The 13579-nt window shown below is 47.8% G+C and carries 22 protein-coding genes and 1 pseudogene; 2 read left to right on the forward strand and 21 right to left on the reverse strand.

The window, feature by feature from the left end:
* Positions 1 to 181: 181 nt before the first annotated feature.
* Positions 182 to 1252: a tyrosine-type recombinase/integrase gene (locus tag TZ48_RS10295; RefSeq protein ID WP_112479078.1), complete on the forward strand. Its 1071-nt coding sequence runs from the start codon at positions 182 to 184 to the stop codon at positions 1250 to 1252.
* Between the two features lie 33 nt (positions 1253 to 1285).
* Here the strand turns inward: TZ48_RS10295 and TZ48_RS10300 are convergent, their stop codons facing one another.
* From TZ48_RS10300 to TZ48_RS10385, 20 genes and pseudogenes are all read right to left on the reverse strand, one after another.
* Positions 1286 to 1759, reverse strand: a complete 474-nt coding sequence (locus tag TZ48_RS10300) for a DUF4468 domain-containing protein (RefSeq protein ID WP_112479079.1) — start codon at positions 1757 to 1759, stop codon at positions 1286 to 1288.
* A gap of 122 nt (positions 1760 to 1881) precedes the next feature.
* Positions 1882 to 2031: a hypothetical protein gene (locus tag TZ48_RS24955; protein ID WP_239670780.1), complete on the reverse strand. Its 150-nt coding sequence runs from the start codon at positions 2029 to 2031 to the stop codon at positions 1882 to 1884.
* Positions 2024 to 2224: a hypothetical protein gene (locus TZ48_RS10305; RefSeq protein ID WP_112479080.1), complete on the reverse strand. Its 201-nt coding sequence runs from the start codon at positions 2222 to 2224 to the stop codon at positions 2024 to 2026. The genes TZ48_RS24955 and TZ48_RS10305 overlap by 8 nt, the downstream gene beginning before the upstream one ends.
* A 97-nt stretch (positions 2225 to 2321) precedes the next feature.
* Positions 2322 to 2806: pseudogene (locus TZ48_RS10310) on the reverse strand (structural protein).
* Positions 2806 to 3297 carry a hypothetical protein gene (locus tag TZ48_RS10315; protein ID WP_112479081.1) on the reverse strand — a complete coding sequence of 164 codons (492 nt, stop codon included), beginning with the start codon at positions 3295 to 3297 and terminating at the stop codon, positions 2806 to 2808. The pseudogene TZ48_RS10310 and the gene TZ48_RS10315 overlap by 1 nt, the downstream one beginning before the upstream one ends.
* Positions 3298 to 3368: 71 nt before the next feature.
* On the reverse strand, positions 3369 to 3545 hold the full coding sequence (locus TZ48_RS24370; protein WP_162674533.1) for a hypothetical protein: 177 nt from the start codon (positions 3543 to 3545) through the stop codon (positions 3369 to 3371).
* Positions 3546 to 3547: 2 nt separating this feature from the next.
* Positions 3548 to 4267, reverse strand: coding sequence for a hypothetical protein (locus TZ48_RS10320; RefSeq protein ID WP_112479082.1), 720 nt, complete (start codon positions 4265 to 4267; stop codon positions 3548 to 3550).
* Entirely contained in the window at positions 4264 to 4821 is a 558-nt protein-coding gene (locus TZ48_RS10325; RefSeq protein WP_112479083.1) for a chemotaxis protein, read from the reverse strand. Before TZ48_RS10325 ends, TZ48_RS10320 begins: the two co-directional genes overlap by 4 nt.
* 15 nt (positions 4822 to 4836) lie before the next feature.
* Positions 4837 to 5196: a DNAase gene (locus tag TZ48_RS10330; RefSeq protein WP_112479084.1), complete on the reverse strand. Its 360-nt coding sequence runs from the start codon at positions 5194 to 5196 to the stop codon at positions 4837 to 4839.
* Positions 5193 to 5393 (reverse strand): hypothetical protein, encoded by a 201-nt coding sequence (locus TZ48_RS10335; RefSeq protein ID WP_112479085.1) that lies wholly within the window; start codon positions 5391 to 5393, stop codon positions 5193 to 5195. The genes TZ48_RS10330 and TZ48_RS10335 overlap by 4 nt, the downstream gene beginning before the upstream one ends.
* A complete protein-coding gene (locus TZ48_RS10340; protein ID WP_239670781.1) occupies positions 5380 to 5856 on the reverse strand; it encodes a hypothetical protein in 477 nt (158 codons plus the stop codon). The genes TZ48_RS10335 and TZ48_RS10340 overlap by 14 nt, the downstream gene beginning before the upstream one ends.
* An 11-nt stretch (positions 5857 to 5867) precedes the next feature.
* Positions 5868 to 6698: a major capsid protein P2 gene (locus tag TZ48_RS10345; RefSeq protein ID WP_112479086.1), complete on the reverse strand. Its 831-nt coding sequence runs from the start codon at positions 6696 to 6698 to the stop codon at positions 5868 to 5870.
* Positions 6699 to 6701: 3 nt separating this feature from the next.
* Positions 6702 to 6830, reverse strand: a complete 129-nt coding sequence (locus TZ48_RS25815; RefSeq protein ID WP_275426429.1) for a hypothetical protein — start codon at positions 6828 to 6830, stop codon at positions 6702 to 6704.
* 125 nt (positions 6831 to 6955) lie between these two features.
* Positions 6956 to 7648 (reverse strand): hypothetical protein, encoded by a 693-nt coding sequence (locus tag TZ48_RS10350; protein WP_112479087.1) that lies wholly within the window; start codon positions 7646 to 7648, stop codon positions 6956 to 6958.
* Between the two features lie 32 nt (positions 7649 to 7680).
* On the reverse strand, positions 7681 to 8640 hold the full coding sequence (locus tag TZ48_RS24960; RefSeq protein WP_239670782.1) for a hypothetical protein: 960 nt from the start codon (positions 8638 to 8640) through the stop codon (positions 7681 to 7683).
* The gene (locus TZ48_RS10365) at positions 8633 to 8941 is read right to left on the reverse strand and encodes a hypothetical protein (RefSeq protein WP_112479088.1); all 309 of its coding nucleotides are present in this window, start codon (positions 8939 to 8941) and stop codon (positions 8633 to 8635) included. Before TZ48_RS10365 ends, TZ48_RS24960 begins: the two co-directional genes overlap by 8 nt.
* A gap of 73 nt (positions 8942 to 9014) precedes the next feature.
* Positions 9015 to 10907, reverse strand: a complete 1893-nt coding sequence (locus TZ48_RS10370; RefSeq protein ID WP_112479089.1) for a replication endonuclease — start codon at positions 10905 to 10907, stop codon at positions 9015 to 9017.
* Between the two features lie 3 nt (positions 10908 to 10910).
* Positions 10911 to 11090: a hypothetical protein gene (locus TZ48_RS10375; RefSeq protein WP_112479090.1), complete on the reverse strand. Its 180-nt coding sequence runs from the start codon at positions 11088 to 11090 to the stop codon at positions 10911 to 10913.
* Positions 11091 to 11321: 231 nt separating this feature from the next.
* Complete coding sequence (locus TZ48_RS10380; RefSeq protein WP_112479091.1) at positions 11322 to 11504, reverse strand: hypothetical protein; 183 nt, start codon at positions 11502 to 11504, stop codon at positions 11322 to 11324.
* Positions 11501 to 11764 (reverse strand): pyocin activator PrtN family protein, encoded by a 264-nt coding sequence (locus TZ48_RS10385; protein WP_112479092.1) that lies wholly within the window; start codon positions 11762 to 11764, stop codon positions 11501 to 11503. The genes TZ48_RS10380 and TZ48_RS10385 overlap by 4 nt, the downstream gene beginning before the upstream one ends.
* 134 nt (positions 11765 to 11898) lie before the next feature.
* On the opposite strand from TZ48_RS10385, the gene TZ48_RS10390 reads away from it, so the two are divergent.
* Positions 11899 to 12504 carry a LexA family transcriptional regulator gene (locus TZ48_RS10390; protein ID WP_112479093.1) on the forward strand — a complete coding sequence of 202 codons (606 nt, stop codon included), beginning with the start codon at positions 11899 to 11901 and terminating at the stop codon, positions 12502 to 12504.
* A 22-nt stretch (positions 12505 to 12526) separates the two neighbouring features.
* Here the strand turns inward: TZ48_RS10390 and TZ48_RS10395 are convergent, their stop codons facing one another.
* Positions 12527 to 13327 carry a DUF3800 domain-containing protein gene (locus TZ48_RS10395; RefSeq protein ID WP_112479094.1) on the reverse strand — a complete coding sequence of 267 codons (801 nt, stop codon included), beginning with the start codon at positions 13325 to 13327 and terminating at the stop codon, positions 12527 to 12529.
* Positions 13328 to 13579: the final 252 nt, after the last annotated feature.

Genomic DNA, 13579 nt, shown 5'->3' on the forward strand with positions numbered 1-13579 from the left:
TCCAATCGAGCATCGGTGCCACGGATAAGCGGTTTGATTGGAAATTGCTTGTATTATCTGGCTTGGTCATTGTTTTACCTACTAAATTTATCCATCAAATCCGCTTTGAATAACGTGGAATTTTGCCCAATTTCGTCCTATAGTACCCCTCACAGTACCCCTCAAAGAGTAGGACGATGGAATGGCTTCACTCTCAATAGAAAAGCGGCAACTTAAAAACGGTGAATTTCGCTATAAAGCGGTCATCATCGTTAAGAAAAAGCAGGCAATCATACACAGAGAATCAAAGACTTTCAAAAAGAAAGAACATGCTCGAACGTATGGCAAAAAGCGCCTTTCTGATATCGAATTGAACGGCATAAATAGTACCAAAACAGTACCCCTCGCGGTACTCCTCGATAAGTTCATGGAAGATAAGGACTTGTGGAACAACACGGGGCGAACTAAGCGCTACGTTATCGAAATGCTTAGGGGTTGCGACATAGCCAAAATAGACACCAATGAGCTAAAAACTAGCGACCTCATCCAGCACTGCAAAAATCGCCGTGGCGCAGGCGCCAAACCCGCGACCATTTATCACGATATTGCTTATCTTCGCTCTGTGATGAAAAAAGCCAATCCCGTGTTCGACATTGAAGCCAACTATAAGATTTTTGATGAAGCAGTACCGGTACTAACCGACATGCAGCTTATCGGGAAAAGTGAGAAGCGAACCCGACGCCCTACTGGTGAAGAACTCGAAGCGTTAAAGCAAGGGCTGATTGAGCGCCAAAACGCCAGAGCCAATGGGCAAGCTCGTATCCCATTTGTCGATATCCTTGAGTTTAGTATTTTGACTTGCATGAGGATTGGTGAGGTTTGCTCTCTGCGTTGGGAGGATATCAACGAAGAACACAAAACCGTGGTTGTGCGTGACCGTAAAGACCCGCGCAAGAAACAGGGGAATCACATGATTGTTCCTTTGTTAGCAGAGTCATTTGATATAGCAATGCGACAGCCAAAAGAGAGTGAGTTGATTTTTCCTTTTAACTCTCGAAGTGTCACCGCAGGTTTTCAGCGCGTTAGGAACAAGCTAGGTATTGAGGACTTGCGCTATCATGATTTACGTCGTGAGGGTGCTAGTCGTTTGTTTGAGAAAGGCTACTCCATTGAAGAAGTAGCTCAAGTGACGGGGCATAAGAACTTGAATATTCTTTGGCAAGTGTACACTCAGTTATTTCCCCATAAGCTACACCAGAAAATTCAGACCTGAGTTTTCTGGTGTATGGGGCAAATTGTTTCATTTTTACCAATCGTCACTTTCAGTGTGAGTCATTGCAACTTTAAATGATTGCATCAATCTCTCAATATCAGCATCAGCATTTTCTTTTGTATAGAGTGTGAACATGTTCCCTTGCATATACTGAAATGACTCAGGAGTAATCGTTATCTTCGAGGCACCATCTTTCACCTTAACTTTGATTGTTGCATAAGCTTTTTCACCAGCCCCATAGTCACTCGGTGCCACGACAACCCCTAAAAGATAGCGACCTGCAATATTCCCCGATTCTTTATCTGAAAATTGAATAACTGACTCAGCATTGTGAAAGTGGTCAACCATCCAATTGTTAGCTTTAACATAGAGGTCGTTTTGCGAAGCTCCATCAACTTTGACTACAGTTGTAACTGGTGTGCTTTCTGTTACCACGTGAGTCATTGACTGACACCCTTGTAAAAACACCGCAGTTGCCAAAATCAAAAAACTAAATAACCGTTTCATATTAACTCCATCTAATTGTTAGGTTTGCGAGATTGATTGTGATAAATCCACTTCAGATTTAGTAGCTTCATACCAAATAAATGTGATTTATATACACCTACACCCTCATAAACAAGTTGCTGTTACCTTCCTTCTAAACGAGTTAATCGCTGATCTAGCTTTTCAATCATTAGTCGAAGCCACTTAACATCAGTTTTCAGTGCAACACCAACACCTACGCCGCTAGACAATGCACTAACGGCTGCCACTATGATCGTCTGATACTCAGCCATTAAACTCATCTCGTATCGCTTCCCATAAACCAACTAAAATCGGTGCAGCCACACCAATCAACCCACCCAACTGCACACCTTCAGGCGTCACACTCGCCGTCAATAGTTCAGGGTGCCCCGTTGCCAGTGCCACACCCGCACCTATAAGCGCAAGCCCCTTCTTAGTCGATGCCTGTTTCAAATCAATTTTCATTGCTGTTACTCCTAGCCGTTGATGCGCTTCCAGATATAAGCGCTGATTAAAGCGGTCAGGATGCCAACCGCTAGACGTTGCATTACTTCTTTTTGGGTCATGCCAGTGCTACCCCTTGCGCTGCATCTTCTAATGAGTAGTAACGCCCGACTTCCATAATCGACATGGAATGAACAAGGCGAGTCATAAACTCATCATCAAAGAGGTTGAGCTGGGTGTCGGCGCCCACATTGAGGCGACCCGCCACGAACTGCACATAGTTATCTGTGTCGTTGTTGTCACTCTTTGGCGCAAAGCGGCTGATAATCCTTGAAGGGTGTTTAGCCCATAAAGGTTTTGGTAGTTGCGAATTAGCTTGGTTGCCGCTCGAAAGCCGTACTTCGAGTGCGAGAAGGTTTCAAACGCTTTATCTTTGGAGGGCGTTACTTTGCCCGTCCAAGCATTGTTACTAATGCGAATGTTGAGCGGGTTGTTGTTACGAATCCCGCGATTAAGTTGTGATTTCACAATATTTACCCCTTTGGGTGCGCCAATCATCAGCGCACCAACTATCAGAACAATGATGATTACACGCATAGGCATCACGTTAGCCCATGTACTTCATGCAAGGCCGTACCAACTAAGCGCACCGAACCAGCATCACTGAAATCAATCCTTGCTTTATCAAAATGGGTATCAGCACCATCTAAATCACCATGCATTTTGATGCCAAAATCCATAGACAAATCGCTACTGGAAAAGTCCATCATTGCGATGGCATCCCCAACATTTACTGAGCAAGTAAAATCCCCGATAAATGAAAAGAAGCTTTGACCGTTAGAGCCTTCGCCAGTTCTCACCAAGTGCACCTTCTCGTCGAAAAGATACATTTCAGAGTTACTATCAAAAACGGAGATGGAGCCGCGAATATAGCGGCTAAACAACTGCTTTTGCTCGTCTGTGATATCTACTCCATCATCAGACCAATCCACTCGAAAAGGAATGTTGTAGCTCAATGTAATAGTCAGCATTTTCGCTGGGTCTACTTCCCTAAATTGCTCAAAAATCCCCTTAAAAGTGACATACTGACTCATCCACAGATTATCGCCTTGCCCTGAAAATAGCAGGCTGTCGGTATTTTCATTAATAAATGGCCACGCCTTATTTAATATGAATTTTCTCTCTCCAACTCGTTATTCATTTTGGGGCTCAACATCGGAATGACCGCGATTTGAACCAGCTCACTAGCACCACCGCCAAGCTCAAGACCACTCAATAAGTCATAAAGAAACTCAATTTTGTTACGACTGCTGCCCGTGGGTAACGCTGGAAAGTTAGACATGATTAATACTCCAATACCTGCGCTTTATCGGGCGCGGTTCCTGTTAATGTGAATGTAGCGGCGGTTTGAACCGTGAGCTTTTCGCCTGCCGTAAGCTCAAAGCCGTTAAGACTGATTAGACCTGCGTTGGTACTGCTGGCTTTGATAATGACGCCATTACGGGCAGGGTTAGCGGGCACCTCTAAAGGCATTTCTCCGCTAAGTGTTGAAAGTGCGCTACCTGAAAGCACCTTGATGGTTTGCCCTGCAGCCAGTTCAACGCTTGGCATGGTGCCAACATTCACCGACTGACCGCTTTTAAGCTGAACGTCAGGTAGAGTTTTGACTTCGACTTGCTGACCATCTTCAATTTGCACTTTTGGCAAAGAGGACACGCCCACGCTTTGACCCGCTTCAATTTCGACTTTGGGTAACTCTGTCACCCCTACTGTTTGACCAGGTAAGAAACTGACTGACGGCATGGTTTGAATATCGAGCTTCTGCCCTTCCACTGGCGGGGTGAAATCACCCACACCATGCTCAAGAGACAGCGCCCCTTCACCAGAAAGAAGGATTCGACCTAACGGCTTTCCATAGCGAAATACTGAGCGATTGGGTAGCGAAAAGCTTTCCCCTGTCGCGTCAATTTGCACCGATAACTTGCCCGAAATCGACTCAACAAAGAGCCATGTAGAATCAATGGTCAGGGGAATGGTTTGCCCCTTAGTGAGATTTAGGTTCATTTGCCTACCGCCTTAACCAGCACAAAGCCCAGTACCAACACAATCACTGCCATGAGTATCAATTGCTGTTTATTGAGTGCGCTTTGCCCGTTGTCTTGTTTGAACTTCGCAAGCTCGGTGAGCTTGGCAAGGTTCTCAGTGTTTTGAGCCGCTTGGTTACCCGCAAGCCCTGCCATCATTTGCAGGTTTTCGCTATTGGTCGAGCTGAACTCGTTGAGTGCACCCGCTGCGAACTTGAGACTGTTATCCGTGTTGCGCTCCACTAAACCGAGCGATTCACTCATAGCCCCACTTGCGAACTCATAGGACTCGTCTAGGGCATCCCCTGCAAAAGCAAAGGACTCATCCACCGTGTCACTGGCAAACTCAAGGGTTTGCTCACCAAAGCCAAAGGCTTTATCCACAGCGCCGTGGTCGGTTGCGGTAATATTGAGCGTTGAATCGCTCACCCCGCTGACCGCTACGCCTAAGTTGTCGCCGTCAATGGCATTCTGACCACTGACGTTTTTGGTATTCGTTGTTGTATTGCTTGAGGAGCTACCGCCACCACCCATGCTACAACCTCCACTTTAGGTATTTGGCGTTGCGTGGGTCGATTCCGTCACACCACCTAGCCGCTTGAGTAGCCTCACCACTAAAGGAAAATAAGAGTGGCAAGCCATTGCGGTTAAGTCGCTTTGCTTCACGAACTCGGATAGCACACGGGTAGCCTTGAGCGCGTTTTTTCCTACCGCCGCCCAAATGAAATAGGTATCGCCGCGCACCTCACCCGCCAGTAAGCAATCTACCCCTTCCCCTTGGATGTGATAGACACTCACACGCCCCGCCTCAATCTCATGTAGCATGACCGCAAAGTCATTGGGGCAAGCGCGAAAGGCGGGTTTCAGTGCGTCAATCGACGCTTGGTTTTTGGTGACGACGCGAATCATTTTTTGCGCATCCAGACAATGAGCACGGCAACCACTCCAGCGACAATCAACCAAGTCGGCACACCGCCGCCCATGTTGATGCCTCCCACAGATTGACCAGAGCTATTGCTTGAGCGTGACGACGAAGGCGCCGCCGCTCCGCCACCTGCATTGATGGGCATCGAGCCGCTATTGGTCAGAGAATCAAAACCAATCATTTACCACCTCAACTTGAGCCAGATGACCAACGCAATCACTGCAAAAACCATCCACTGCGCCTTGTTGATTTCCTTGGCAGTGAGGTAACCCAACGTCACCCCCGCCAAGCCCATATAAGCTAACGGCATCACTTGCCCCCTTGAGCGCAAAGGCAAAGCCACCGAGTAGCACTAGCGCTATGAGCACAATGATTGCTACGGTTTGCCACTGCATACCGCCAGAGGTGGTGTACACGGGTTGCCCGTTAGGTTGCTGATAGTCGTTATTGTTGGCGCGATTTTCGTCAGGGCTGGCAGATTTAGCGCGGTCTAGCTCGTTTTCCATCTTGATACCAAGCCAATCCTCACCAAAGCCTTCAACCACATCCACCGCACCACCGACCAGCTCACCCGCCCCTTCTAGGATGCTGTCATACCAACTGCCTGAACTTGAGGCAGTTGGATTTTCATCAGGGTATGACATTGGTTACCCCCTTATTTGGCTGCGATTACCGCCACTTGCTCAATCGCTTCAATCAGCACTGGCACACTGCCTTGCTGTGATTTATCAAGCTCGAACTGTAGCTGTTTCATGGCGTTGGTAGGCAAACGACCCTCAACACCAAAGCCGGTACGGACAAAATCAAGGCTGAACCAACCTGCGTTTTGCTCTAGACCTGAAATCGCCAAGTCAAACGCGTTATCCGCTTTGGTGACGTTGATTTCTTCCACGCTGTCACGCAGTACACGAACACGGTCAATAGACGAGTCTTTGAAGTGAACACGCTTGAGTGAAAATAGGGGTGAACGCTCGGCAAAGTCGAACGGGGTGCGACCTGTCGCGCTGGCGAACCAAGTCAGTGAATAGATACGTGGTAGGTAAACACGCTGTGATTGTGCTGCTGTCGTATGAGAGCGAGCGCGGATACTTGGCGCAGGAGTACCACCCGCTTTAGAGGCAAGCTGGATATACACAAACCAGATTTCGCCTTGCAGCGTGACCAGCTCACCAGTACGAACGCCGCCTTTGGTGCGAAGGGTTAAATCCGCAAATGGGATAACGTAGCGACCTTCTTGAGTAAATTGCTTACGGTGTTCTTGAAGGTCAACCAAGTCTTGACCTGTCAGGTTGTACACTTCCTTACCGTTCAGCGTGATGCGTACACGCTCAACATCGGCAGGGTCAGTAATGTCAGTGACCAGTTCGATGGATTGGTAAGTTGGACCACTCACCAAGCGCAATGTGGCTTGGTTGCCCCAGTTCACACCCTCAACAGGGTCTAAATCGAGTGGGCGCGGGTTAAATGGCGTGTTTAGTAGTTCCATAGCTTAAAACCACCCTGAGTTACCATTGATTTGCTCTTTGATAGGCTTGAGCGCGCCTACGTTGTTGATGACTGCCAATGCAATCAACATGACCACGATGGTCATTAGCATTGTTTTGTGCGTTGCTTTCATGTGTTTCCCCTGCTTCACAGCGTTGGAACGGTTAAAGGAGTCATTATCAAATCAGGTGGCGGGGATTTCGTCACTAAGGTTCAACCTATAGGTATAACTTTTAACCTATAGGTTGAATTGAGAGGTTAACGGTAGTTTCGTGAGAGCCTTTTGCCCGTTTCGCAGTTCAGCGCGCCGCGCTCTAGGTTGCCAATACCGTCACGAATAATCAGGTATTCGGCAATCGCTTTACCGATACACTGCTTATTCACCTTGGCACTTTTGAGATCCGCAACTTCGTTAGAATGAACGCCTTTTTGCTTGGCGACCCAATCGGCATCCACGCCAGAGTTCACGGCACCGAGCCACCACACGCTTGATTGGTTAGTGACGGTTTTGGGCACCTCCTGCCCCCGCTGAAAGATGGTGTGAACCACATGACCAAACTGGCGCCCACCACGAAGCAATTCACCCGTTTTGCCTTCGAGCTTGCCTGAGGTTTCCGCGCAGCTTGCCAGCTCCTCTATCACCACATGCATTTTAGGTTTATGACCATCACCAAGCGCCCAAGCAATCGCGCTGAAGGTTTCAAGCTCAGACATACACGCGCCCTTTGGGGGAATGTACGCAAGTTTGAACGAACACCCCGCACGGCGCCCTTGTACCGCCGCCTTGATAAACTTGGCAGGGTCAGTAAAGCCGTGGCACATTTGCCCAAGAAACTTCTGACCTGCGTAGTTGCGGTACGGGTCAAAGAACAAGGCTTGCGACTTCTTAGGCACTAGCCCCATGTATTTCACTGCACTGGTTTTGCCGCTACCCGTGCCGCCAAGGTACACCGTGTGCTCGGCGTCATGGGATGGGTTGGAGGTTAATCGGGTTTACGATGAGAGTCACGCTCTACCTCCTGCTGCTTTTTCAGTTCAAGGGCAGTGATTTGCTTTTTCGACGCCCACCACAAACCAAGGATTGCCAAAGCAAGGGTCATGACATTCATGTAATCGCCGCATTGGTCGAGAAGTGCCCCGCCGTATTGCTTGGCAACAGGGCGAGCCGCATTCACCACACTTTGCTTGGCGCGCTCATCAAACTCAAAATCAATGTCTTTGAGAATCGACACTGCTTGCTCAACCACCACAAGCCCCGTGGTGACCAGTGCATCAAACGCCTCACTGGTATCGACCTCTGGCTCACTGTCGGTTGAGGCTAACGCGCCTTCTTGCGTTGAAGGTTCGTTGTTGAGGTTGGCAATGTAAGCATCCAACTCATCAAGGTTATCAGCGCTCGTTTCAACGGTTGGGTTACTCATGGCTATCGCCTCCTCACTCGGTTGTGGTTTGGCTAACATGCGCTTTATGGCAAACAGCAACACGACAATGACGCCAAGACAGGCGGCAACCTTGAAGATTTGCGGTTTCAGGCTTTTATCTGGCGTTGCTGGCTCAGTGGTTTCAGTGGTACTAGGCTCGGTTGGTGGCAGCACTTCGGCGGGAGGGGTTACCGTAGGCGAAAAAGTCTCAACGCTTTCAACACTCGGTTCAACCGTTGATTCAACCGACTTGGCAACCGTTGGCTCAACCTTGTCAGATAAGGCTTGGAGCGCATCGGCGGTTTCGGTCATGTTGTCAGTGCAATAGCCGCTCACGGTTTTGCTCATTGAACTGTTGCCGCAGCTCGGGCACTTGTAATAGAGCAAACCAAGGTTGCGCCCGTTCTTGACCGTTTCCCCGCTATCTATCAAGCGACCTTCACCCACCATATGAACGGTGGCAGTGCTGCTACAAACAGGGCACGGCACATAGCCGCGCACTGGATTGGGCGTTTTACTCATCGGTGGTCGCCTCCTCAATCACTGCATTCAACTGCTTTTCAAGCGCTTGTTTGCGCTGCGCTCGAATGACTCGGTTTGATTTAGCGACGAGTTTTGCTTTGTCGATGAGCTTTGGATCTAAGCCAAGCATGGAAAGCGGGTCAGCGCCGCCCATAATGACTTTTGGCGCCAGCGATAAAAGCTCACTTGGTGACAGGTCTTTGACGGTATCAAATGCCGTTTCTAACTCGGTTTCCAGTGCGTCAATGGTGTTAAGGCGCGCAAGCTCGGCTTGGCACTCATCTTTGGTCATGGTTTTCATGGTGTTCCCCTGTCTCTCGACGTTGGTAAAATTGTTGGTAAGGTTGCCCCTGATTCACATCGTTGGCAGTAAGCTAGGTGCCACCTCTGGCGGCGAACTCCTCCCACTCTGGCGAGCCAAACCTATCTAGCTCGTGGAACAGGAAAAAGTTATCAATGATTTGTTGTTGTCTTGGTGGCGAAATTTGCTGCGTACAATTATTGCCACTAGACCAAGGCGCAAGCTCCCGCTTGCTTGAAGGAGCCTCCGACAAGTCGGAAGGCTTTTTGATGAGCTTCCACTCTATCTCATGGGTGAGCACTTCTAGACCGCTTCCACGTAGCCCAATAACACGCGCTGTCATTTCGCCGTATTTGTTCTCTTTGGCTTCTTTCTTAGTGGTGATTGGGCGCAGAGATTGCGGCAGTCTGTGACCGCCCATGTAATCGAAAAAGGCAGAGAAAAAACCTGCATCAGCCGCACGGCGCGCTTTTTCAAAGGTGCAATATTCTTGCTCGTCGCTAATGCGTCTTAGCTCGCGCCAAACGGTGACAGACGGTGTTTTTTGAAATTGGAACTGACGAAAACAGAAGGTGCGCGACCATGAGGTGACGTTTTTTACCGTGTCTTGCAGCTTGGCTTTCTTGTTATCGAGATCCGATAAATCCTCAAGCCCAAAGCCGTCTACGTTCTTAGAAATGTACTTGGCAAGGTAAGCCACGGCGCCGCCTTCGGTGCCATCCAACATCTTTGCTTCAAAGCGCGCTTTCATAGCTCGATGTTTTGGGTCGCCGTTTTTGAAATACAGCTCATCGCTGTCACGCTGAAATTGGTATTCCTGAAGCATTCTGATAAACACGGGCATTTGCTCAAGAGGCATGAAAAACACGCCGTGCCAATGAGGTGTGCCGTCTTGATGAGGCTCCACGACTCGCATCCCATAATAGGTTAAGTCATGGCGCCCCGCCCATGCTCGAAAACGGTTCCAAGACATAGACAGCCAAGCATGAGCACCTTTCGGTGTGCCACCGTCCCAATGGGTGTTTTCAATCCAGTATTCACCGCGCTTGGTGAGTCGGTGAAAACGGCTCGGCGCGGTCATGGTGATAAAAATGGCGGCGTGGTTGTTTGAGTCAGCATACTCCTGACAGCCAGCAATACGGGTCATGAGTTCATGACGACGATTAACAGGGTTGGACTGTGACGACTCATGCACCTGTGACATTTCCACCACATCACCCTCAACGGATTCAATCGCCATGAGTTCTAGCCACTCACGCTGTCGCTCTTGACGAATCTTGAGCCACTCACACGCCGAAATCGACGCATAAGGGGAAATGTGCGGCGATACCATTCCCGCCGCCCTGCGCGCATTCTCAAACGCTGCAATAGTCTGTTTGTCGATAGCTCGGCGCCAAACGCCCTCATCAAGCAAACGGGCAAGAATGGAATACGCCTCATCTTCATCGTTGGCGACTTCAAATTGAGGCATCCAAAGGCAAGCACCCACGAACTCATGAATGCGCTTAATCGCTTCCATTGGGGTGCCGCCTGTTTTGGCAACTAACTCAAAGTGAAAACCTGCACGCCCTGATAACTCAGTGGCAAGGCGAGCGCGTTTTAACTCTGTATTGATTTTCCAGTATGGCTCTGGCAGTGACCCAAGCGCAGACGATGCCGCCGCACTACGTGACTCAATGAATTGCAATGCACGCTTAAAGCCGTACTTGCGAAAACGAACCGCTGACGCTTTATCAAGGTAGTTGCGAATATCATTGGGTAGCTTGAACTTGTTGGCGACTTGATGAGCAAACTCAAACACGCGCTCTTTGGGCGTGGCACCACATAACGGTTGATGCTTTTCCGCAACCATCGCCAAGTGAGGCGCCGTGGCTTGGTTTTTCATTACATACGTTGCAAGCTCCTGACGTAAATTAGTCGGGAGCTTAGTCAACGGGTTATTGGTGGTCTTACCGATTTTCTGCATTGATTAACGCTTAGTCCAAGTCAGAGGGTTAACATTGAGTTTGCGAGCGCGTGGGCGGTTCAAGCCAAGCTCAGAGCGCAGCTTTTCAACCATACGCGCTGACTTTTCACTCTTTTCAGGGTCGAAATTGGCGCACCCCGCCATATCGGGGCACGGCAAATGGATGGGATCAGATACTTTCATGTTGTACCCCTATGCTCTGAAACGCTTTGGAACCAATTCACCCCATGAGCGATAACGGCTCAATCGCACACTTAAAGGATATTTCTCGTATGGCTCCTCTAAAGACTCACCAACTACACGAAACAGGGTGTAAATGTTTCTTTCTGCCAACCAATACATTAATCTAACGTCACGACTTCGCGCCGCCCTTCTTAGCTCGTAATAATCATCCCTAAAGCTCATGCTCGCCCCCTAAGCTTCAACGCTTTCCATAAGTTCAATTGCTTCCTCAAGCTGAACTAAAACACCTGAGAGGTAGTTGTCCTCGTCAACATCATTGCAAGGACACATATGGTTCTCGATAACCTTGTGCAAAAGCTTGGCTTCTATTGAGTGAGAAAAATCTAGGTTGATACCGTGTAGTGGTGAACTCATAGCGCACCTCCGTTTACAGATTGCCAATCATTTGTAGCTTCAGCGTGGCGTTGGTCGATATACGCTGCGAGATCTTCAATTTTGATTAGTGATGGGCTGCGCTCAGAATCACGCAACTTGAAGGTAGGTACAGGAAAGTCACAAGCCTTAGCTCGCTGCTCTGCCGTTTTAGGTGTGATGCCGAAAAACTCTTGGCATACCTGCTTTAGTTCAACTGTGGGGCTTTCGAATCGTGCTAGTAGTGCAAAATTTGTGTTCATAAATCACCTATGCAATGATGGTGAGTTAACTAAGAGCAACTATAATTAACTCAAGAATGTCTCAATTACGTCATGAGACATTATTGGATCATTTCTATGTCATTGCAACACCTTTGAGCAACTTGGAGCACATAATGAGCACTATTGATGAGCAAATTTCAGAGTTAAAGAAGCTGACCAATACGTCTAAAAACACAGATTTATCAAAGGCTTTGGGAGTTTCACCTTCAACAATTCAAACTTGGCGTGGACGTGGAAAAATTCCTGAAGATATTTTCATTAAAGCGAACCAGATCGCCAAAAGTGGCTCGTTAGCTCCAAGAGGCTATCTTGAACTGAAGTTTTTCGATATCGAAGTCAGTGCGGGGCATGGTGCGCTTGTTGAGAAGGTAGAAGAATCAAGCGCAATGGTGTTCAGTGAGCGCTTTATACGCCAAGAACTAGGCTACAACCCTAACAACATCTTCTTAATGCCAGTGCGCGGCGATAGCATGAGTCCCACTCTGCAGAATCAGAGCATTGTGATGGTAAACCGTGTTGATGGGTTCACGACTGACGGTGTTTATGTGTTCCGTTACGATAGTCGCTTGATGGTGAAAAGGCTTCAGTTCTTGCCTAATGGAATCAAGGTTGTCAGTGACAATACTGCTTACGAGGCTTGGGAGCTTAACCGTGAGGATATCAAAGGAGCTGATTTTGAGATTATTGGTGAGGTTGTTTGGTCTGGGCAGAGAATGTAAAGGAGTCGAATGACTCCTTATTTTATTTTTGAAACTTATCAACCAACTTGTTCAAAGCTTCTTCGGTTGGCTTTCTAGGTCTTGGGAAGCTATTTCTGACATTACTACGCTTTTGCGCTTGTGCTATACGATTACCAAAGTAGCGCTTAAATAGTTCGTAATCAGGTTTACTATCTGGCTCTACGTCATAAAAAGCTATCTTTCCGTAAATCGCACAAAGCCAGTCAGCACACTGTATCGTTTGGTAGAGTTTACTATCCACCTGAATAGGTGCTTCAATTAGCTGAAATTTCTGTTGCTGATGCATTTCGTAAATGGCATTTTTTACGATTTGTGTTCGAGTTTCATGATCATCCATGAAAATCAAAAACTGCGCATCCTGCCCTTTAAACTCATCATCTAAGCGCTTGATTATTTCTTTTAGGCTTGCTGTATATACTCGCTGAGGTACATGTCCTTCCTCACCGATATGCTTAGCTTCACCGACATAGAAAAGAAAACCACCGTCTCGCGTGATTCGTTTAATGATTTGGTATGTAGAGTCAAGTAGAAAGCGTTTAAACTTCTTCAGATTGGCAACTGAATACTGTTTTGACCCCTTCTTTTCCCAAGTAGAAAGTTGAAAAAACTCCCCTTTTCGCTCTGCTTTTTTTCGAGCTTCAGGGATATCGTAGTTACCGAATAAATCTTGCTTGAGCTTAAAGAAAAACGATGAGAATGATCTAACTTTAGAAGCAGGTAATACAAACCCTCCGAGTCCAAAGACAGGGTGTGTATTGTGGCTGGGATGTTCAGGAGAGACATAGGGCCAACATGGCCAAATTCGTCAAGATAGACTATATAAACTTGCGTCATTGCATTTCCATGTTCCAGATACGCGGAAGCTCGACTAAAAAGCCGAGCCCCGAAATCAGCAGCAAACATATATAGTGCTTGCTTCTGATGTAGACTATAGCCCAATCCAAAACATCTAGTCAACAGTTTTAGTTACTGGTTTTATATACATACAACGCATGAGTGGTACCCCTATAGTTCCCCTTGGACTTGATTAAGCTATATATAGCAATGCATTAGA

This window comes from Vibrio variabilis, from assembly GCF_003263785.1.
In the GTDB taxonomy this organism is placed as follows: Bacteria; Pseudomonadota; Gammaproteobacteria; order Enterobacterales; family Vibrionaceae; genus Vibrio; species Vibrio variabilis.

Bases quoted from the DNA above. Each gene is read 5' to 3' on its own strand.
- TZ48_RS10295 (WP_112479078.1), top strand. From the start codon at position 182: ATGGCTTCACTCTCAATAGAAAAGCGGCAACTTAAAAACGGTGAATTT.
- TZ48_RS10300 (WP_112479079.1), bottom strand. From the start codon at position 1,759: ATGAAACGGTTATTTAGTTTTTTGATTTTGGCAACTGCGGTGTTTTTA.
- TZ48_RS24955 (WP_239670780.1), bottom strand. From the start codon at position 2,031: ATGGCTGAGTATCAGACGATCATAGTGGCAGCCGTTAGTGCATTGTCT.
- TZ48_RS10305 (WP_112479080.1), bottom strand. From the start codon at position 2,224: ATGAAAATTGATTTGAAACAGGCATCGACTAAGAAGGGGCTTGCGCTT.
- TZ48_RS10315 (WP_112479081.1), bottom strand. From the start codon at position 3,297: ATGAGTCAGTATGTCACTTTTAAGGGGATTTTTGAGCAATTTAGGGAA.
- TZ48_RS24370 (WP_162674533.1), bottom strand. From the start codon at position 3,545: ATGTCTAACTTTCCAGCGTTACCCACGGGCAGCAGTCGTAACAAAATT.
- TZ48_RS10320 (WP_112479082.1), bottom strand. From the start codon at position 4,267: ATGAACCTAAATCTCACTAAGGGGCAAACCATTCCCCTGACCATTGAT.
- TZ48_RS10325 (WP_112479083.1), bottom strand. From the start codon at position 4,821: ATGGGTGGTGGCGGTAGCTCCTCAAGCAATACAACAACGAATACCAAA.
- TZ48_RS10330 (WP_112479084.1), bottom strand. From the start codon at position 5,196: ATGATTCGCGTCGTCACCAAAAACCAAGCGTCGATTGACGCACTGAAA.
- TZ48_RS10335 (WP_112479085.1), bottom strand. From the start codon at position 5,393: ATGATTGGTTTTGATTCTCTGACCAATAGCGGCTCGATGCCCATCAAT.
- TZ48_RS10340 (WP_239670781.1), bottom strand. From the start codon at position 5,856: ATGTCATACCCTGATGAAAATCCAACTGCCTCAAGTTCAGGCAGTTGG.
- TZ48_RS10345 (WP_112479086.1), bottom strand. From the start codon at position 6,698: ATGGAACTACTAAACACGCCATTTAACCCGCGCCCACTCGATTTAGAC.
- TZ48_RS25815 (WP_275426429.1), bottom strand. From the start codon at position 6,830: ATGAAAGCAACGCACAAAACAATGCTAATGACCATCGTGGTCATGTTG.
- TZ48_RS24960 (WP_239670782.1), bottom strand. From the start codon at position 8,640: ATGAGTAAAACGCCCAATCCAGTGCGCGGCTATGTGCCGTGCCCTGTT.
- TZ48_RS10365 (WP_112479088.1), bottom strand. From the start codon at position 8,941: ATGAAAACCATGACCAAAGATGAGTGCCAAGCCGAGCTTGCGCGCCTT.
- TZ48_RS10370 (WP_112479089.1), bottom strand. From the start codon at position 10,907: ATGCAGAAAATCGGTAAGACCACCAATAACCCGTTGACTAAGCTCCCG.
- TZ48_RS10375 (WP_112479090.1), bottom strand. From the start codon at position 11,090: ATGAAAGTATCTGATCCCATCCATTTGCCGTGCCCCGATATGGCGGGG.
- TZ48_RS10380 (WP_112479091.1), bottom strand. From the start codon at position 11,504: ATGAGTTCACCACTACACGGTATCAACCTAGATTTTTCTCACTCAATA.
- TZ48_RS10385 (WP_112479092.1), bottom strand. From the start codon at position 11,764: ATGAACACAAATTTTGCACTACTAGCACGATTCGAAAGCCCCACAGTT.
- TZ48_RS10390 (WP_112479093.1), top strand. From the start codon at position 11,899: ATGAGCACTATTGATGAGCAAATTTCAGAGTTAAAGAAGCTGACCAAT.